Origin of the sequence: Snodgrassella sp. ESL0324 (genome assembly GCF_013344955.1) — a bacterium.
In the GTDB taxonomy this organism is placed as follows: Bacteria; Pseudomonadota; Gammaproteobacteria; order Burkholderiales; family Neisseriaceae; genus Snodgrassella; species Snodgrassella alvi.
The window spans coordinates 12,752-31,415 of sequence record NZ_JAAEDS010000014.1; the positions used below are offsets into that span (position 1 = coordinate 12,752).

Here is an 18,664-nt window from a genome sequence, read left to right on the forward strand (position 1 = left end):
TCCCCTTATGAAACAACCAAGAAAAAAATTAACTCCTGCAAAAGCTATGGTTGCCGCTATCAGTGGTTATGCCATGGATGGTTTTGACCTGCTGATACTCGGTTTTATGCTCAGCGCCATCAGTGCTGATCTCGGACTGAATCCTTCTCAGGCAGGTTCACTGGTAACATGGACATTAATCGGTTCTGTTGTCGGCGGTATCGTTTTCGGACATTTAAGTGATCGCTTCGGCCGGATACGCATGTTATCGCTAACCATTCTCATGTTTGCCGTTTTTACTGGTCTGTGTGCGGTTGCACAAGGTTATTACGACCTGCTTATTTACCGGGCTCTGGCAGGTATGGGGCTGGGCGGAGAGTTCGGTATCGGTATGGCAATGATTGCAGAAGTATGGCCTGCATCAAAACGTAATCGCGCATCAGCCTTCGTCGGGATCGGCTGGCAGCTGGGCGTACTGGCGGCTACCTTTATTACACCATTCCTGCTTCAGCATATCGGCTGGCGCGGCATGTTTGTCGTAGGATTATTTCCGGCAATCGTATCCTATTTTATTCGTCATGATACCAACGAACCGGAACAATTTACCCGCGAACATAAAGCAAATGGTGAGTTATCATTTTCTGCACGTCTTAAATTACTGGTTAAAGACCGGCAGACTGCTAAAACCAGTCTGGGTATATTTATCCTTTGCGCTGTACAAAATTTCGGTTATTACGGTTTAATGATCTGGATGCCCAGTTATCTTGCCAAAAAACTCGGATTCAGCCTTACAGATTCCGGCAACTGGACTGCGGTCACCGTTATTGGCATGATCATCGGTATCTGGCTGTTCGGTTTTCTGGCAGACCATTTTGCCCGCTGGAAAATCTTTCTGATTTACCAGATAGGTTCTTTTATCATGGTGGCACAATATGCACAGTTGCAGGATCCCACTGCATTACTGATATGCGGTGCCATTATGGGCTTATTTGTCAATGGCATGATTGGCGGCTATGGAGCACTGATTTCTGATAACTTTCCCCCGCATGTGCGTGCAACTGCTCAGAATGTATTATTTAATCTGGGTCGTGGCATTGGCGGATTAGGGCCGCTGGTTATCGGTTTTCTGGTCAAAGAATGGTCATTTTATGTTGCCTTATGTTTGCTGGCATCTATTTATCTTCTGGACATCATTGCTACTTTATGGCTGCTTCCCAAACACAATAATACCCCGTCCAATGATGACAATCTTGGTGTTATAGGCTGATTTATTATTCTTTCAGTGCAGATATATATATCTCTGCACTGATTTTTTACCATTAGGCCATGAGTAGAAATTATGACAACATTTACTAAAGTAATTTTATATACTGGAAGTGATGGTTTTGCCCGCTTCAAAGAAGAAAAAATTGAATTAAACGAAGGTAATGAAAAAAGCCAGTTATCACCTTGGTTTAATGCAGAAGGGTTACAATTACGTTACAGTCCGGTGGGTTTTAAAAGTGATTTTCACTGCACTGGTAAACCACAATGGCTGATAGTATTACAAGGGGTGATGGAAATCGGACTGCGCGATGGTAGTACCCGCTGCTTTAGTGCCGGAGAGCATTTTTATTCTGCCGACACTTTACCTGAAGGCATTACCTTCGACTCAAATATTCATGGACACTGCAGCCGTCTAATTGGCGATGTTCCTCTGATTACGGCTTTTATTCGCGATTAAATCAAAGTATTCAATATATATACAAAGGAAAATAAATAATGTCTCATTCTATGCTGTTTACACTTCCGGATACCGAAGGCAATAACTTTAATATTGCAGAACATTTACCTGCTGTGGTTTATTTCTATCCGAAAGACAGCACACCGGGCTGTACAACTGAAGCGCAGGAATTCAGTGCTTTACTGCCCCAATTCAAACAACTGGGCTATAACGTGATTGGTATTTCCCGTGATAGTCAGAAAAGCCATCATAAATTTATCTGCAAATATGAACTCAACGTTACCCTGCTTTCAGACAGTGAAGAAACAGTATGCAAACAATTTGATGTACTTAAAGAGAAAAACATGTATGGTAAAAAAGTATTCGGTATTGAAAGAAGTACCTTTATCCTGAATCAGGACGGGCAAATTACACAGGAATGGCGTAAAGTTAAAGCGGCCGGTCACGCCCAGATCGTATTAAATACACTGCAACAGCATGCCTAGTTACTCATATCAAGCGCCCTGCTGCTCATTAAAACTGGATTTCAGTCCTGAGCAAAAATTAAAGGCTATCCATTGGCAAACACCCTTTTCCGAAGCCTTACCTGACCTGACTGGATTCTGGGCAAAACAGCTTGACTCCTATTTTAATGGCAGCCTGCAAAAATTTAACTATCCTCCTTCCACTGACGGCACTACATTTCAGCAAAAAGTCTGGCAGGTTATTGCCGATATCCCCTATGGTCAGATTGCCACTTACGGAGATATCGCGCGTGTGCTAAACAGTTCACCCAGAGCCGTAGGTCAGGCCTGTGGTAAAAACCCGTTACCAATTATTATTCCTTGTCATCGGGTTGTATCAGCCAGTGGTCTGGGAGGGTTCAGCCTCAGTACTAATGCTTTTGAACTAAATATAAAGCGTTGGCTGCTTAAACACGAAGGAGCAACATGGTAAATGATACTTTACCGGCAGAACTACTCGAACCAATCGAGTCATTGCTCGAACATCTTTGGCTTAGTGAACAGCTGGCATTCAATACACTGGAAAGTTACCGGCGGGATTTGAATAAAATTGCTCGTCGCATACAAGCCGAACATCTGAACTGGCTGAATGTAGACCCTTTGTCACTTGCATCTGCTGTATTTATCCCCAGTGAAAAACCATCTTCACAGGCAAGGGCATTATCAGCCTGTAAACGTCTGTTCAGTTGGATGCATGAATATAACCGCCGTCAGGATATACCAACCGAACAGCTGCAAATGCCTAAAAAAGGGCAATACTTGCCGGATATTATTTCCGAAACACAGATAGATGCTTTATTGGCAGCCCCGGATACCAAAACCTTTCTGGGTCTGCGTGATAAAGCCTTACTGGAACTTATGTACGCTACTGGATTGAGGGTTAGTGAAGCTGTTAACTTACGAATCAATGAAATCGATTTACAAAACGGCCTGTTAAGTACCATCGGAAAAGGAAATAAACAGCGCATGGTTCCATTAGGGGAAGAAGCAACCGACTGGCTGGAAAATTACTTTACGGATGCCCGCCCTGCTTTACTTAAAGGACGTGCTTGTGATGCAGTATTTGTCAGTCAGAAAAAAACAGCCATCACTCGGCAGCTGGCCTGGATGATTGTGACCAAATATGCTAGTGCAGCCGGCATCCATCATCTTAGCCCGCATGGTTTGCGTCATGCTTTTGCTACGCATCTCGTGAATCATGGTGCAGATTTACGTGTAGTGCAATTGCTTCTGGGACACGCTGATATCGGCACAACACAAATTTATACACATGTTGCCAATGAACGTCTGAAACAGATTGTGCATCAGCATCATCCGCGTGGATAAAAAATTTTTTGTTTATTCTGCTTTGTATAGAGTAAGAGATTATAAATCCAGAAATTTTGTTTTTATTTATTGAAGAAGTAATAAAAAACTGTTCACAACTTGATATATGCTGTGCAAATGAATAACACTTTATAAGCTTAATTAAATTAAATGACAAAGTTATTTAATTTTAAAACAAAAATATTAACCCACTTCGAAAAAGATCAACCAAGTGAAATAATAAATCACCTAATATTTATACTTAATTTAAAAGATTCGAAATCATTTAAATTTTCAACTAGTTTATTTAATATTAAACTTGGATTTTCAAATATATATCCAAAATAAATATTATTCTAAATAATTTTTATCTTTAAGCTTTTTATCTGAGTTCAGCTGATCAAGAACCACAGCTATAGCTAACAAAGCAAAGAATAAAATCGCTAATGATACAGATATTTTTAGAAAAGTTTCAGCAGAAAAAATATCCCACCATAATTCCAGCATTAGTAAAGCACACCAGAATATGAAAATATAAAGGCATCCTAATCCGGCTTTTTTAATCAACGTCTCTCTCCATAATAATTACATAAGCTTCTCTTGCCCAAAATAAAAAAAGTCGACGCATATCTTTTTGCATAGTCACTACACGCCAGCCCTCTTTAGCATTTCGGTTTAAGAAATTTGAAAATTTTACAGGATCTGCATTTGCCGCACCTAAAAACATAGATGCCAAAGCACCTTCCTGATAAATAACAACTTTGTATTCTTTCATAAATACCTTTTTTTAAATGTATTACCAATGTTAAATTATAAGATAAATTTATAAATAAAATATATATTATTTTACAAAATATAATATGGATAAAATAAATAAAGCTAAATCTGGAATCCAGTTTTTTGCAAGAAAAGTATTTATTTTAAATAAACCAATAAAAACCATTTATCAATATTTTTCTGGTAATCTACCAACAATTAAATTACAATTATTAACAATAATCTCAACTAGTTTTATTTTAAGGGGTTTTCATGCAATTGAAATTTACAAAAATGATTTTGGTTATGGCTGTTGCCGGATTGGTTTCAGCATGCGGACAAAAAATAGAAAAATCACCTGACAAAATGGTGCGCAGTGGTATTCAGCGCATAATGACAGAAGACAATCAATTTAATTTTAGTGGTTCTTATCAGACAGAATTTATTATTCAAAATAATGAAAATAAAAGTTCTTCAGAAATAACTGAACCAACAATTGCATCTGAAGTTTCTGCACCTGAAGCCTCTGTATCAGAAGAAGAATATGATGATGATGATACTTCAGAATTAACAGAGTATCACCGCAAACAAATGGATTTGTATAATAAATCTATAGGGAAATTTTTAGGACAATTCGGTAAATCTTTTTCCGTACCTTTCACTGGTGCTGTAGATATGAAAAAAGGGGTGATGGAAGTGATTCCTGAAGTCCGTTATGAAGATAAAAACGTACTGATTTCTTTTAAATTTCCTACCTATTTAGATTTTAATAATTTGTCCTTATATCTCGATGGTTCTGCAATTACACATTTGTCAGATACTATGCCTGACAATGAAATGGTAATTGGTGACAAATATATGCAATTCACTGTACCGCAGGATAAAGCACAACACTTACCTGTTGCAGATTTATTAAAAAGCTTACCTAAATCTGTAGATAATGGTTATGCATCGATTGATCCCAGTGCATTCAAAAAAGTAGATGTCGACGCATTCGGAAAAACGCTGGAAGCAAAATATCAGGTTAATCTGAATACAGACTATGCTTCAAGCCTTAAATATAATACTGTATTTTTGCAAAGTCTTTCTAATGCTTTAAAAGAGACAGCAGCCAAGGCTGATAAGAATAATAAATATAAACCTGAAGATTACACTTTACTGGCAAATATAATTGAAGCTTTGGCTTCAATTTATTCCAATAATGATAATGTTCTTGCAGATACTCCTATGGGTGCTTATTTGGAGCAGCTCAAAAATAAATCTAATCTAATAGTAAATAATTTCTACTTTGATTCAAAAGGTCGCATTATAGGTGTACGCGTTAAGACTGACCTTCCAATGGCAATAACAGGTATGGAAGAACCAAAAGGAACAATCAGAATAGATTATAAACTTCGGATGGATTATACCGGAAGCCCTAAATTCACCATGCAGCCTACACCACAAAACTCAATCAATATAGGGGCTCGTCTTGGTTGGTAATGATTAATTTTCTTATCTGATTTAAATTTTTTAGCCAGTATGTTTTACATACTGGCTTTTTCATTGATAAGTTATTTATTATATGTTAATTCAAAAACATAAATCCTGACAAAATTAATCACAACAAGTATACCTTGAGTGAATTTTATAATATTGTCATAAAAATTACCTTCTCATTTGATGTATACCAAACTGCCTGCAAATACAGATACTATAAGCTCAACAGTATATATTTGGTAAACATAAGTTAATATATTTGCAAATAAAATAACAACTAACAAAAAATCGGTTAATTTAAAGGAAATTTTATGGGGTTAAATTTTACAAAAATAATATTAACATTGACTGTAGCCGGGATAGTTTCAGCATGCAGCCACATAAATGACAATTCGCCGGATAAGATGGTGCGGACTGGTGTCCAGCAAATGATTTTAAAAGATAACCGCTTGAACTTCAGTGGTTCTTTTCAAGGAGAATATCATATTAATCCTAATACAAACAATGAAGATGAAATTTCTTCCGATACATCTGAAATAAACAAAACTAATGAAACACATAATAAGCTTCTAAATACTGCATCAAAATCACTACCTCAAACAGAAGCAGATGATGATGATGAATCAAAACCAAAAAATTCTCTGGCACCTTTTTTTGAGCAATTCAGTCAATCCTTTTCAGTACCCTTTTCCGGTGCTATAGATATCCGAAAAGGGCAAATGGAAATAATTCCGGAAGTTCGTTATGAAAATAAAAATGTGCTGATTTCTTTTAAATTTCCTACCTATATAGACTTCAAAAATCTATCTCTATACGCAGATGTTTCAGCTATTACACACTTGCTAGATAAAATACCTCATACTAGAATGGTAATTGGTGACAAATATTTACAATTAGCTGTACCAGAATCTCAAATAAAAAATATGCCTTTATCCGATCTGTTAAAAAGCTTACCAAAATCAATTGATGATGGTTATGCAGCAATTGAACCGGATGCATTCAAAAAAGTAACCGTTGATGAGTATGGAAAAACCCTGAAAGCAAAGTATCAGGTTAACCTGAATGTAGACTACGCTCTAATGCAGAAAATTGATAATACAATGCTTGAAAGCCTTTCAAAGGCTTTAAAAGAGGCTGCAGACAAAGCTGATCAGAATAGTAAATATAAACCTGAGGAATATGCTGCATTACAAAATCTAATTGACGAATTCACTTCTACTTTTAATTCTTATTTTTTTGATGAACATGATTCTGATGATGACAGCGGTGTTTTTAAAAATCCCTATTTTGGACTTATAAAGCAATTCAAAAATAATCAAATTCCTATACAATATAATTATTACTTTGATTTAAAAGGAAGAATTATAGGTATCCGTGAACAGCTAGCATTTCCTAAGGAGGTAGAAAGTATAGCTGGAACAGTAAAAACAGATACCAAAATCCACCTGAAATACACAACAAACCCTAAATTTACTATGCAGCCACCTACGCCGCAGAATTCAATTGATATAATGTCCCGACCTGAACTCAATTAATTAAAATTCAATTTATCAGTTTCAGGTATTTTTAACCAGTATACTAAAACATACTGGCTATTTTATTTTAATAATTTTTTAGTGAATATAATGTACAAATATAATTTCATATATAAATGTACTAAGCTGATTATTTCATTATCTTACGTGATAACATATAATTTAATATACTTTAAAAATTTTGTGAATATCAAGATAATACATAAATGTACGGATTTTAAAAACATATGTTTGTATGATGATAATTAAAACACAAATAAAAAAATAAAATTTCAATTTAAAGGTTTGTATGCGGCTTAAATTTTTTAAAATAGTTTTAATCTTCCTGGTTTCCATTGTTACAGCCTGTAGCCACTTTACTGAAAACTCACCGGATAATAAGCCGTCTACTGATTTATCAGATACCATAACTGACAATAAACAAACAATAAATAACAAGGATATTCAACCACCAATATCACAGGAAACCATATCTGATATCTCTGTATCAGATTTATTAAAAAATTTACCCGATTATACATCTGATAGCTACGCCGCCGATCGAGGTGTCTTCAAAAAAGTAAATATTCATGACAGTTATGCAGCAATTAATCCCAGTGCTTTCAAAAAGGTAAATGTTGACAAGTACGGCAAAAGGCTAAAGGCAACATATCAGCTCAAGCTGAATACAGATAATATTGCAAGCTTGAAACATAATACTACATATCTTGATAATTTGAATATTTCTACGATATTAAAAGAAAGGTTATACAAAGCATATCCTGATAGTAAATATAAACCTGAGTTAGACGCTGCTGTAAAGAATATAGCTGCTTCATTATCTGATAGAAATAATTTTTTTATAAATAACTCAGATCAATTCGAATATCAATTTCTTCCAATGGTAAGCGATTTCTATTTTGATTCAAACGGAAAATTCATTAGTACAAGCTATCGTATTAAGATTAAAATAGAAATCAAAAATATAAACAAACCAATAAAAATAATTATACCGATAGTATTCAGAGCCAAAAAAATATAATTATCTGAACTAATACTTTAAGCCGGTATGCACTGCATACCGGCTGTTTGATCCTGACAAATTATTCAGAGGAGATAATCTGAATTTAAATCCAATAATATAAATCAGACAAAAATATCTGACCCGTTTTTTTTAATATCCTCATAACCAGCTAAGCTGGTTTAACAAACGCTAAACCGCCTGCAAATACTGACGCCAGCGAGCAACCTGTGCGCGTACCTGAGCCGGCGCAGTACCGCCAATATGATTACGGGCATGAAGACTGCCCTCAGGAGAAAGTACCTGATAAACGTCTTCTTCTATCAAGCCGGAGAAAGACTGTAATATATCCAGCGGTAACTCACTTAATTCCCTTTGCTGCTCTTCTGCCAGTCGGACAGCACGTGCAACGACCTCATGACTATCGCGAAAAGGTAAACCTTTTTTAACCAGATAATCAGCCAGGTCTGTTGCTGTCGCAAAGCCCTGCAACACTGCCGCACGCATATTTTCAGGTTTAACGCTAACACCTCGCATCATCTCTGCGTAAATACGCAAAGTATCTGTCAAAGTATCAACTGTATCAAAAAGCGGCTCCTTATCTTCCTGATTATCTTTGTTGTATGCCAGTGGCTGTGATTTCATTAAAGTAATCAGCCCCATCAGATGTCCTACAACTCTTGCGCTTTTTCCACGTACAAGCTCAGGTACATCGGGATTCTTTTTCTGCGGCATAATACTGGAACCTGTACAGAACCGGTCGGCAATGTCAATAAAGCCAAAACGCGGACTCATCCAGTAAATTAACTCTTCACTCAGACGGGAAAGATGTACCATCAGAATGGATGCTGCAGCAGTAAACTCAATGGCAAAATCGCGATCAGATACTGCATCCAGAGAATTCTGGCAAATCTCTTCAAAACCAAGTAATTGAGCAGTTATCTCGCGTTGAATAGGAAATGTCGTTCCGGCTAAAGCAGCCGCACCCAATGGCATACGGTTTACACGATGACGGCAGTCCAGCATCCGTTCACTATCACGTCCCAGCATTTCCACATATGCCAGCATATGATGGCCGAAGCTTACAGGCTGAGCTACCTGCATATGAGTAAAGCCCGGCATCACCACTTCTGCATTTTTATCTGCCAGATCAACCAAAGCAGATTGTAAATCTTTAATTAACAGAACAATACTGTCTATTTCATCACGCAACCACAAACGAATATCCGTAGCAACCTGGTCATTACGACTACGTCCTGTATGTAAACGTTTACCGGCATCCCCTACTTTCTGAGTCAGTAAATGTTCCACATTCATATGAACATCTTCCAGATCTACTGACCAGTCAATTTTACCGGCAGCAATTTCTGCCAGGATTTCCTGCATACCGGTTTTAATTGCTGCAAGATCTTCTGCACTAAGCACCCCAGACTGATGCAGCATCTGTGCATGCGCCAGAGAACCCTGAATATCAAACTGTGCCAAACGTTTATCAAAAGTTATTGATGCTGTGTACTGTTTAACCAGTTCACTTACCGGTTCATGAAAACGGCCTGACCAGGCTTTTTCACTCATACTTGCTCTCCACTATAACTCAACAATATTCAAAAAATATACTAACTGCAGATTATAACCACTAGCCTGACATCATTTGCCTCTGTCATTTAAAGACAATAGTCGCTACCGTGCTTTTTCTGATCACAATACACCCCGGGCACGCTCAGCATGAAAGCGTGTTTGAAAATCTTCGAATTTACCAGCTTCAATAGCCAGACGCATTTCTGCAGTCAGTATCTGATAATAGCGCAAATTATGTATCGTATTTAACTGTGCACCCAGAATCTCACCCACACGCTGTAAATGATGCAGATAAGCCCTGCTGAAATTGCGACATGTGTAACAGTCACAGCTTTCGTCCAACGGACGCTGGTCATGCCGGTATATGGCATTTCGGATTTTTACATCACCAAAACGGGTAAACAGCCAGCCGTTGCGCGCATTGCGGGTAGGCATAACACAATCAAACATATCAATACCGCATGCCACACCGTATACCAAATCTTCGGGTGTACCTACTCCCATCAGATAATGTGGCTTATGTGCCGGAAGTTTAGGCCCGATGGCACGCAAAATACGGTACATTTCAGGTTTTGGCTCACCCACAGACAGCCCGCCTACAGATAATCCCGGGAAACCGATTTCCTCCAGTCCGGCCAGTGATTGTTCTCGCAGATCCTCGTACATTCCACCCTGAACAATACCGAATAAAGCATTCGGATTATTCAGGCGTTCAAACTCATTTTTACTGCGTTCAGCCCAGCGCAAACTCATTTGCAGGGATTTTTCAGCTTCTCTGGCACCTACATTTCCGTCAGGACATTCATCCAGCTGCATGACAATATCTGAATTGAGTACCGTCTGAATCTGCATAGAAATTTCTGGAGACAAAAACAGCTTGTCGCCATTAATAGGACTGCGGAAAGTACAGCCTTCTTCCGTTAACTTACGCATTTGTGCCAGTGAAAATACCTGAAAACCACCGGAGTCTGTCAGTATTGGCCTGTTCCAGCCAATAAAATCATGTAATCCGCCAAAATCACGGATAACATCGAGTCCGGGTCTAAGCCACAGATGAAAAGTATTGCCCAGAATAATCTGTGCCTTGATTTCTTCCAGATTACGCGGCGACATAGCCTTAACTGAACCGTATGTTCCTACCGGCATAAATACTGGTGTTTCCACCGTACCATGATTCAACTCCAGAGTACCACGACGCGCAAAGCCATCCGTGCGCTTTAACGAAAATTTCAGCATATTAAATAATTCAGAGGCAAAAATTATGACAGAATATATCATTATAGCCTAAACCACCACATTTCGCTGACCAAGCATTGCCAAGCAAAATCCAAATCGCTAAAATAAATAATTTAACAGAAGCAAAAGTGCACTAAAGTAACTTTGGCTTCTATTTACCCTTAATAAATATAATCAAAAGCAGCCATTTGATTTTCTCACTTGTATTAAGCGAGTCTGGTCTGTTGTTTGTGGAGTATGCATGCTGAACATCACCCTGCCTGACGGCTCTGTCCGTCAGTTTGAAGCGCCATTAAGCATAGCTGACATTGCCGCTTCCATAGGTGCAGGCTTAGCCAAAGCCGCAATTGCCGGAAAGATTAACGGCAAACTGGTAGATACATGTGATCAGGTAACAGAAGATGCTCAAGTCAGCATCATTACAGCCAAAGATAAAGAAGGTGTCGAAATCATTCGTCACTCCTGTGCACATCTGGTTGGTCATGCCGTTAAACAATTATATCCGGAAGCCAAAATGGTTATCGGACCGGTAATTGAAGATGGCTTCTATTATGACATCTGGTACGAGCGTCCGTTTACACCCGAAGATATTGCTGCAATCGAAACTCGCATGAAAGAATTGATTGCACAAAATTATGATGTAATTAAAAAAGTTACCCCGCGCGAAGAGGTAATTAATGTATTTAAGCAGCGTCATGAAGATTATAAGCTGCGCCTGATTGAAGATATGCCCGATGAAAAAGCTATGGGTCTGTATTACCATCAGGAATATGTAGATATGTGTCGCGGACCACATGTCCCTAATACTCGCTTCCTCAAGAATTTCAAACTGACCAAGCTTTCAGGTGCCTACTGGCGCGGCGATGCTAAAAATGAACAACTGCAACGTATTTACGGCACAGCCTGGGCCAGTAAAGAAGATCTGAATGCTTACATCCAACGTATTGAAGAAGCAGAAAAACGCGATCACCGCAAACTGGCAAAACAAATGGATTTATTCCATTTGCAGGATGAAGCACCGGGTATGGTATTCTGGCATCCCAAAGGCTGGTCACTGTGGCAGGTTATTGAACAGCATATGCGTCGCGAACTGTCTGCTGCCGGCTATCAGGAAATCAAAACACCCATGATTATGGATCGTACATTATGGGAAAAATCCGGTCACTGGGATAACTACAAAGAAAACATGTTTATTACTGAATCAGAAAAACGTGTTTATGCTGTAAAACCCATGAACTGCCCTGGTCACATCCAGATTTTTAATCAGGGGCTGCGCTCATATCGTGATTTACCGCTGCGTTTGGCTGAGTTTGGCTCTTGTCATCGTAATGAACCTTCCGGTGCCCTGCATGGTCTGATGCGCGTACGCGGTTTTACTCAGGATGATGCCCATATATTCTGTACCGAAGATCAGATTGTCAGTGAAGCAAAAGCATTCAATGAGCTGGTAATGCGTATTTACCGTCAGTTCGAATTCAATGATGTAGCGGTTAAATTATCCTTGCGTCCGGAAAAGCGCGCAGGTTCTGACGCCATCTGGGATAAAGCTGAACAAGGACTGCGTGATGCACTGACAGCCTGTGGTGTAACCTGGGAAGAGCTGCCCGGAGAAGGCGCTTTCTACGGACCTAAAGTAGAGTACCATATTAAGGATGCATTAGGACGCTCATGGCAATGCGGTACCATTCAGCTGGATTTCGTTCTTCCGGAGCGTCTGGGTGCAGAATATGTAACAGAAGAAAACGGACGAGCCCGTCCGGTAATGCTGCATCGCGCCATTCTGGGTTCACTGGAACGCTTTATCGGCATCCTGATTGAACATCATGCAGGTGCATTTCCACTGTGGCTGGCACCTGTACAAATGGTAATCATGAATATTACTGAAGCACAAACCGAATATTGTCAGCAACTTGCCACGCGATTAACCGCAGAAGGATTCCGCGTGCATTTAGACTTGCGTAATGAGAAAATTGGATACAAAATCCGAGATAACAGTACGCAACGCCTACCCTATCAACTGGTTATAGGCGAGAAAGAAAAACAGGACAACAAGGTTGCCGTTCGCAAACGCGGCGGGGAAGATCTGGGTCAGATGGATATTGAAACATTCATTAGCCAGCTGAAACAAGAAGCCTTGTCTCTTCATTAAACCGTGAATAAGGAGTACGACCATCGCTCAAGAACGCGAAGCACGCATCAACGGTGAAATCACCATTAAAGAAGTGCGTTTGATTGGTCCAACTGGAGAACAGTTGGGTGTAGTATCGACTCAGCAAGCCCTGAAACTGGCCGAAGAGCACGATGTGGATCTGGTGGAAATTGCCCCCACCGCCAAACCGCCCGTCTGCAAATTAATGGATTTCGGTAAATTCAAATACGAGCAATCCAAAAAACGCGACGAGCAACGCAAAAAGCAGAAACAGGTACAGGTTAAGGAAATTAAATTCCGGCCTGGTACCGATGAAGGTGACTATCAGATTAAATTGCGTAACATTGTTCGCTTTTTGACTGACGGTGATAAAGTAAAAGTTACCTTACGTTTCCGCGGACGCGAAATGGCACATCAGCATCTGGGCGCAGAACTACTCAAGCGTATTCAGGCTGATTTAATCGAAATTGGTACCGTTGAGCAGTTTCCAAAAATGGAAGGTCGCCAGATGGTAATGATTATTGCAGCGAAGAAAAAATAATCATTAACCGGAATTTCAGCCTGTCTTAAAAAAGTCTCATTTTATCTCAGTAAAATGAGACTTTTCATTTTATTAAAAACACAAATAATAACTTAACAAATCCGGGTATATCTGGTCATAAGTTATTATCGCTATATTGTCTTAGCAGTACAGGTATATTATAATCCGCTTCTTGTGCATCGCCGCTGTGCATGAATCAAATTTTAAGCGGCAAAAACCGTGGTGTGCGGGTTAAAGTGCTGAATTCAGCCACCCCTCGCCTGATCAAACAACAATGGAGTTTTCCCATGCCGAAAATGAAATCCAAATCAAGCGCTAAAAAACGCTTTAAAGTATTGGGTAACGGTGGTGTAAAACGCGCTCATGCGTTCAAACGTCACATTCTGACGAAAAAAACCACCAAAAACAAACGTCAATTGCGTGGCACCTCTATGGTGAATGAACGCGATATGGCTTCTGTTCATAAAATGTTACCCTACGCTTAAGGAGTTTAAACTATGCCTCGCGTAAAACGTGGTGTTACCGCTCGTGCACGTCATAAAAAAGTTTTAGCGTTAGCCAAAGGCTATCGTGGTCGTCGTAAAAACGTCTATCGTATTGCCAAACAGGCAGTAATGAAAGCCGGTCAGTATGCTTACCGTGACCGTCGTCAGCGTAAACGTCAGTTCCGTCAGTTGTGGATCGTTCGTATTAATGCAGCAGCCCGTCAGAATGGTTTGTCTTACAGCAAATTCATGAATGGCCTGAAAAAAGCTGCCATTGTTATTGATCGCAAGGTACTGGCTGATCTGGCTGTATTCGATCAGGCTGCATTTGCTCAATTAGCAGCACAGGCAAAAGCTGCTTTGGCCTAACAGATAAAAAGCTTAGCAAAAAGGAAACTTCGGTTTCCTTTTTTTGTATTTCTGCTTTAGTAAAAAATTTCCATTATTGTTCCATCAATATTTAGCATTGTTGAACAGATGAATTTCGCGCTAAAATAATCTTTTAGTACATATTTTATTATAAATTGTTATATAGCTCATTTAAGATCTGATATACGGTAATCGATAAAATACAGCTGCCATATTCAGCAAAACTAAAGAGCATCAAAACATTTTTTCATTATATTTTAAGTAAAGAATCTTGTTATGGAAAATGCCAACCGCATCGTTGCCGAAGGCATCGCTGCTGTTAATTCAGCCATTGATTTACCTGCATTAGAATTAGTAAAAGCCCGCTATCTTGGTAAAACAGGTGAACTGAATGCTTTATTAAAAACATTGGGTAAAATGTCGCCAGAAGAACGCAAAACAACTGGCGCACATATCAATGAGTGTAAAAACCAATTTCAGGATGCATACAATCGACAACGTGATGCATTAAATGAAGCAAAACTTCAGCAGCAACTGGCGGCAGAAGCGCTGGATGTTACCCTGCCCGGACGCGGACAAAATCTCGGAGGATTGCATCCGGTTACCCTTACTTTACAGCGTATAGTAGAACTGTTTCATAGCATGGGTTTTACTGTAGCAGACGGACCGGAAATAGAAGATGATTTTCATAACTTTCAGGCTTTAAATATTCCGCCAAATCATCCGGCTCGTGCTATGCAGGATACTTTTTATGTAGAAAATGGTAACGTACTGCGCACCCATACATCTCCTATCCAGATTCGTTACATGCTGGATAAAAAAGAGCCTCCGATTCGCATTATTGCTCCCGGACGTGTATACCGCGTCGATTCAGATGCAACACATTCTCCCATGTTCCATCAGGCTGAAGGATTATGGATAGAAGAAGGCGTTACTATGGCCGATCTGAAAGCAGTCTTTACAGACTTTATCCGCCGTTTCTTTGAGCGCGATGATTTACAGGTACGTTTTCGCCCTTCCTTCTTCCCGTTTACAGAACCTTCAGCAGAAATTGACATCATGGGCGAACGCGGCTGGCTGGAAGTAGGCGGCTGCGGCATGGTACACCCCAATGTATTAAAAAATGTCAATATAGATGCAGAAAAATATACAGGTTTTGCCTTTGGCATTGGTCTGGATCGCTTTGCCATGCTTCGCTATGGCATTAATGATTTACGCCTGTTTTTTGATAATGACCTGAATTTTCTTAAACAATTTCAGGATTAAGATTACTGATCATGTAACTGACAGGTAATACTGAGCGGACTAAATCCCGTAAATATAGCGGCTAAGTAGTTAGATTTTACATTCAGCCAGTTATCAATAACTGATTGTACAGAATACCGGATAGCTCACTGAAAATGAATTTCTCAGATTTAACCGACCGGAAACTGCCAGAAAATTATTTAGTCCAATTAAGTAACCTGAACTAATTTCATTAATCAAAGATATTAATTCCAAAAGTAAAAAAAGCGTTTTAAGGATTTATAATCGTGTCACTGAGCATGCCTGAATCAGCCTCCGAACTTTTGGATTAAACCGAAACAGAATATATACTGGAAGCATCATGCAATTTTCTCAAAATTGGTTATATTCATGGATTAACCCTGAATTATCTGCACAAGAGCTGGCACATTTATTAACAATGGCCGGACTGGAAGTAGAAGAAACCACCCTGGCTGCCCCACCATTTCATGGGGTGGTCATCGCCGAAGTTAAATCTGTAATCAAACATCCGGATGCAGACCGTCTCAATATTACACAGGTTGATGCCGGTACAGGAGAACTGATACAAATCGTTTGCGGTGCCCCTAATGTACAACCGGGAATCAAAGTACCTTGTGCATTAGCTGGTGCTGTCTTACCGGGTGATTTCAAAATCAAACCAACAAAAATGCGCGGACAAGTCTCTAACGGAATGCTGTGTTCTGCCAAAGAATTAGGTTTACAAGATGAAGTAAACGGCTTACTGATTCTGCCTGCCGACGCACCAGTCGGCAATAATATCCGCGATTATCTCAATCTGGATGATGCTCTGCAAACCTTAAAAATCACACCTAACAGAGCAGACTGCCTGAGTATAAAAGGCATAGCCCGTGAGGTAGGTGCTTTAACCCAGAAACCACAAAATCCAATAGAGATTGTTAATAATCCATCAACACTGGATGCCAGCCAGCCTGTCACCATCGAAGCACCGGAAGACTGTGGCCGTTTTATCAGCCGGATAATTCGCGGAATTAATATTAATGCTGTAACGCCTGCATGGTTAAAACAGCGGCTCGAACGCAGTGGCCTGCGCAGCATTAATCCTCTGGTTGATATAGGTAACTATGTCATGCTTGAGCTGGGCCAGCCAATGCATATGTTTGACGAAGATAAAATCTCCGGCAAACTGATCGTGCGGCGTGCGCATGAAGGTGAAACACTAGAATGCCTCAATGATAAAACCGTGACTCTAAGCAGTAACACACTGGTAGTAGCTGATGAAAAACAAGTTCTGAGTATTGCCGGATTAATGGGTGGTGTTGACAGCTCAGTAACAGACAGCACGCGTAATGTCGTGATTGAAAGCGCATGGTTTACCCCGGATATCATTGCCGGAAAAGCACGGCAGTATGGATTCGGTTCTGATTCATCATTCCGTTTTGAACGCGGAGTAGACTTTAATTTACAACTACAAGCCATTGAACGGGCAACTACGCTGATAAAAGAAATCTGTGGTGGTGAAATTGGTGCAATTACAGAAGCAACCGGTAATCTGCCTGCAGTTAAACAGGTAAAAGTACGTACAGCAAGAGTAGCAAAAGTATTAGGCGTTGCCATTGATTCAGCCAGAATTGCCACCATTCTGCAGCATTTAGGGCTGGAGCCGCAAGCTTGTGAAGATGGCTTTATCGTTACCTCACCCAGCTTCCGTTTTGATATTGAAATCGAAGCCGACCTGATAGAAGAAATTGGCCGCGTGTATGGTTATGAAAATATTCCCAATGATCATACCAATGGCAAATTGAACATGGTAGCTTTGCCGGAAACACAAAAACCACTATTTAGTGTTTACCATCAACTGGCAAATAGCGGCTATCAGGAAGTAGTCAGCTATGCATTTGTAGAAGAAGCATGGGAACGCGATCTGGCCGGTAATACTGATCCGATTCGTTTACAAAATCCGATAGCCAGTCAGCTCAGCGTTATGCGCTCTACTCTGTTTGGCGGTCTGATTGAAATATTACACAATAATCTGAACCGTAAACAAAACAGAGTAAGATTATTTGAAGTAGCACGTGTATTTCAAAAACAAAATCAGCAATATACACAAACCACAAAAATTGCCGGTCTGGCTTATGGTTCTGTCTTTCCTGAGCAATGGGCAGTACCCACTCGCAACACCGATTTCTATGATGTCAAAAATGATGTTGCAGGCCTGTTAAGTGCGCATAAAGTAAATTATCGTGCAGCACAGCACCCTGCACTTCATCCGGGCAGAACTGCTGAGATTATCATTGATAATAAAGTAGTTGGTGTTATTGGTGAATTGCATCCGCGCTGGACACAAAAATACGACCTGCCCTTGTCGCCTGTTTTATTTGAGCTTGATTTAAGTGCTGTTCTGGCACAAGCCAGGATTACTTATCAGCCAGTATCTAAATTCCAACCAGTACGGCGTGATCTGGCCTTTATCATCTCCGAACAAACTACTGCTGAAGAGCTGATCAATGTGCTGTCTGCAGTGAAACATCCAGCCATTCAGGAAATATCTGTTTTTGATGTTTATCGCGGTAAAGGCATGGCGGAAAATACGAAAAGTCTGGCGGTCAAAATTATTTTACAAAGTACAGAACAAACCTTAATTGATGAAGAAGTTGAAGAAATAATGACAAAACTCATTGATACAGCAGCCACAATTGGTGCACAATTACGTACTTAAAAAATTCAAACTGGGCAATTTGCCTGGCTTAAAAATTTACATACTTGAAAACAAAAACTAAT

General features: G+C 39.7%; 18 protein-coding genes. 14 read left to right on the forward strand and 4 right to left on the reverse strand.

The window, feature by feature from the left end; all coding sequences use genetic code 11:
- Positions 1-7 precede the first annotated feature (7 nt).
- The 5 genes from GYY70_RS07155 (at position 8) to xerD (ending at position 3,531) form a co-directional block, all read left to right on the forward strand.
- Positions 8-1,246, forward strand: a complete 1,239-nt coding sequence (locus GYY70_RS07155) for an MFS transporter (RefSeq protein ID WP_025330935.1) — start codon at positions 8-10, stop codon at positions 1,244-1,246.
- 72 nt (positions 1,247-1,318) lie between these two features.
- A complete protein-coding gene (locus GYY70_RS07160; RefSeq protein WP_174831882.1) occupies positions 1,319-1,702 on the forward strand; it encodes a hypothetical protein in 384 nt (127 codons plus the stop codon).
- A gap of 38 nt (positions 1,703-1,740) precedes the next feature.
- Positions 1,741-2,187, forward strand: coding sequence for a peroxiredoxin (locus GYY70_RS07165; RefSeq protein WP_174831884.1), 447 nt, complete (start codon positions 1,741-1,743; stop codon positions 2,185-2,187).
- Positions 2,180-2,638 (forward strand): methylated-DNA--[protein]-cysteine S-methyltransferase, encoded by a 459-nt coding sequence (locus tag GYY70_RS07170; RefSeq protein ID WP_174831886.1) that lies wholly within the window; start codon positions 2,180-2,182, stop codon positions 2,636-2,638. The genes GYY70_RS07165 and GYY70_RS07170 overlap by 8 nt, the downstream gene beginning before the upstream one ends.
- Positions 2,632-3,531 (forward strand): site-specific tyrosine recombinase XerD, encoded by a 900-nt coding sequence (gene xerD, locus GYY70_RS07175; RefSeq protein WP_041880396.1) that lies wholly within the window; start codon positions 2,632-2,634, stop codon positions 3,529-3,531. Before GYY70_RS07170 ends, xerD begins: the two co-directional genes overlap by 7 nt.
- A 330-nt stretch (positions 3,532-3,861) precedes the next feature.
- On the opposite strand, the gene GYY70_RS07180 is transcribed toward xerD, so the two are convergent.
- Positions 3,862-4,077: a hypothetical protein gene (locus GYY70_RS07180; protein ID WP_174831888.1), complete on the reverse strand. Its 216-nt coding sequence runs from the start codon at positions 4,075-4,077 to the stop codon at positions 3,862-3,864.
- Positions 4,070-4,285, reverse strand: coding sequence for a DUF4177 domain-containing protein (locus GYY70_RS07185; protein ID WP_174831890.1), 216 nt, complete (start codon positions 4,283-4,285; stop codon positions 4,070-4,072). Before GYY70_RS07185 ends, GYY70_RS07180 begins: the two co-directional genes overlap by 8 nt.
- A gap of 254 nt (positions 4,286-4,539) precedes the next feature.
- Between GYY70_RS07185 and GYY70_RS07190 the strand changes: the two genes are divergently transcribed.
- From GYY70_RS07190 to GYY70_RS07200, 3 genes are all read left to right on the forward strand, one after another.
- Positions 4,540-5,748: a hypothetical protein gene (locus GYY70_RS07190; RefSeq protein ID WP_174831892.1), complete on the forward strand. Its 1,209-nt coding sequence runs from the start codon at positions 4,540-4,542 to the stop codon at positions 5,746-5,748.
- A gap of 308 nt (positions 5,749-6,056) precedes the next feature.
- Positions 6,057-7,280 (forward strand): hypothetical protein, encoded by a 1,224-nt coding sequence (locus tag GYY70_RS07195; protein WP_174831894.1) that lies wholly within the window; start codon positions 6,057-6,059, stop codon positions 7,278-7,280.
- A 289-nt stretch (positions 7,281-7,569) separates the two neighbouring features.
- Positions 7,570-8,301, forward strand: coding sequence for a hypothetical protein (locus GYY70_RS07200; protein WP_174831896.1), 732 nt, complete (start codon positions 7,570-7,572; stop codon positions 8,299-8,301).
- 171 nt (positions 8,302-8,472) lie between these two features.
- Here the strand turns inward: GYY70_RS07200 and argH are convergent, their stop codons facing one another.
- Positions 8,473-9,855, reverse strand: a complete 1,383-nt coding sequence (gene argH, locus GYY70_RS07205; RefSeq protein ID WP_174831898.1) for an argininosuccinate lyase — start codon at positions 9,853-9,855, stop codon at positions 8,473-8,475.
- A gap of 123 nt (positions 9,856-9,978) precedes the next feature.
- The gene (gene tgt / locus GYY70_RS07210; RefSeq protein WP_037392985.1) at positions 9,979-11,094 is read right to left on the reverse strand and encodes a tRNA guanosine(34) transglycosylase Tgt; all 1,116 of its coding nucleotides are present in this window, start codon (positions 11,092-11,094) and stop codon (positions 9,979-9,981) included.
- Positions 11,095-11,335: 241 nt separating this feature from the next.
- On the opposite strand from tgt, the gene thrS reads away from it, so the two are divergent.
- From thrS to pheT, 6 genes are all read left to right on the forward strand, one after another.
- Positions 11,336-13,243 carry a threonine--tRNA ligase gene (thrS, locus tag GYY70_RS07215; RefSeq protein WP_025330524.1) on the forward strand — a complete coding sequence of 636 codons (1,908 nt, stop codon included), beginning with the start codon at positions 11,336-11,338 and terminating at the stop codon, positions 13,241-13,243.
- A 22-nt stretch (positions 13,244-13,265) separates the two neighbouring features.
- Positions 13,266-13,784 (forward strand): translation initiation factor IF-3, encoded by a 519-nt coding sequence (gene infC, locus GYY70_RS07220; RefSeq protein ID WP_100116503.1) that lies wholly within the window; start codon positions 13,266-13,268, stop codon positions 13,782-13,784.
- A 287-nt stretch (positions 13,785-14,071) separates the two neighbouring features.
- A complete protein-coding gene (gene rpmI, locus GYY70_RS07225; RefSeq protein WP_025330522.1) occupies positions 14,072-14,269 on the forward strand; it encodes a 50S ribosomal protein L35 in 198 nt (65 codons plus the stop codon).
- Positions 14,270-14,281: 12 nt separating this feature from the next.
- A complete protein-coding gene (gene rplT / locus GYY70_RS07230) occupies positions 14,282-14,638 on the forward strand; it encodes a 50S ribosomal protein L20 (RefSeq protein WP_025330521.1) in 357 nt (118 codons plus the stop codon).
- Positions 14,639-14,914: 276 nt separating this feature from the next.
- Positions 14,915-15,904: a phenylalanine--tRNA ligase subunit alpha gene (gene pheS, locus GYY70_RS07235; RefSeq protein WP_078474578.1), complete on the forward strand. Its 990-nt coding sequence runs from the start codon at positions 14,915-14,917 to the stop codon at positions 15,902-15,904.
- Between the two features lie 340 nt (positions 15,905-16,244).
- Positions 16,245-18,602 carry a phenylalanine--tRNA ligase subunit beta gene (gene pheT, locus GYY70_RS07240; RefSeq protein ID WP_174831899.1) on the forward strand — a complete coding sequence of 786 codons (2,358 nt, stop codon included), beginning with the start codon at positions 16,245-16,247 and terminating at the stop codon, positions 18,600-18,602.
- Positions 18,603-18,664 lie beyond the last annotated feature (62 nt).

Bases quoted from the DNA above. Each gene is read 5' to 3' on its own strand.
- GYY70_RS07155 (WP_025330935.1), top strand. From the start codon at position 8: ATGAAACAACCAAGAAAAAAATTAACTCCTGCAAAAGCTATGGTTGCC.
- GYY70_RS07160 (WP_174831882.1), top strand. From the start codon at position 1,319: ATGACAACATTTACTAAAGTAATTTTATATACTGGAAGTGATGGTTTT.
- GYY70_RS07165 (WP_174831884.1), top strand. From the start codon at position 1,741: ATGTCTCATTCTATGCTGTTTACACTTCCGGATACCGAAGGCAATAAC.
- GYY70_RS07170 (WP_174831886.1), top strand. From the start codon at position 2,180: ATGCCTAGTTACTCATATCAAGCGCCCTGCTGCTCATTAAAACTGGAT.
- xerD (WP_041880396.1), top strand. From the start codon at position 2,632: ATGGTAAATGATACTTTACCGGCAGAACTACTCGAACCAATCGAGTCA.
- GYY70_RS07185 (WP_174831890.1), bottom strand. From the start codon at position 4,285: ATGAAAGAATACAAAGTTGTTATTTATCAGGAAGGTGCTTTGGCATCT.
- GYY70_RS07190 (WP_174831892.1), top strand. From the start codon at position 4,540: ATGCAATTGAAATTTACAAAAATGATTTTGGTTATGGCTGTTGCCGGA.
- GYY70_RS07195 (WP_174831894.1), top strand. From the start codon at position 6,057: ATGGGGTTAAATTTTACAAAAATAATATTAACATTGACTGTAGCCGGG.
- GYY70_RS07200 (WP_174831896.1), top strand. From the start codon at position 7,570: ATGCGGCTTAAATTTTTTAAAATAGTTTTAATCTTCCTGGTTTCCATT.
- argH (WP_174831898.1), bottom strand. From the start codon at position 9,855: ATGAGTGAAAAAGCCTGGTCAGGCCGTTTTCATGAACCGGTAAGTGAA.
- tgt (WP_037392985.1), bottom strand. From the start codon at position 11,094: ATGCTGAAATTTTCGTTAAAGCGCACGGATGGCTTTGCGCGTCGTGGT.
- thrS (WP_025330524.1), top strand. From the start codon at position 11,336: ATGCTGAACATCACCCTGCCTGACGGCTCTGTCCGTCAGTTTGAAGCG.
- rpmI (WP_025330522.1), top strand. From the start codon at position 14,072: ATGCCGAAAATGAAATCCAAATCAAGCGCTAAAAAACGCTTTAAAGTA.
- rplT (WP_025330521.1), top strand. From the start codon at position 14,282: ATGCCTCGCGTAAAACGTGGTGTTACCGCTCGTGCACGTCATAAAAAA.
- pheS (WP_078474578.1), top strand. From the start codon at position 14,915: ATGGAAAATGCCAACCGCATCGTTGCCGAAGGCATCGCTGCTGTTAAT.
- pheT (WP_174831899.1), top strand. From the start codon at position 16,245: ATGCAATTTTCTCAAAATTGGTTATATTCATGGATTAACCCTGAATTA.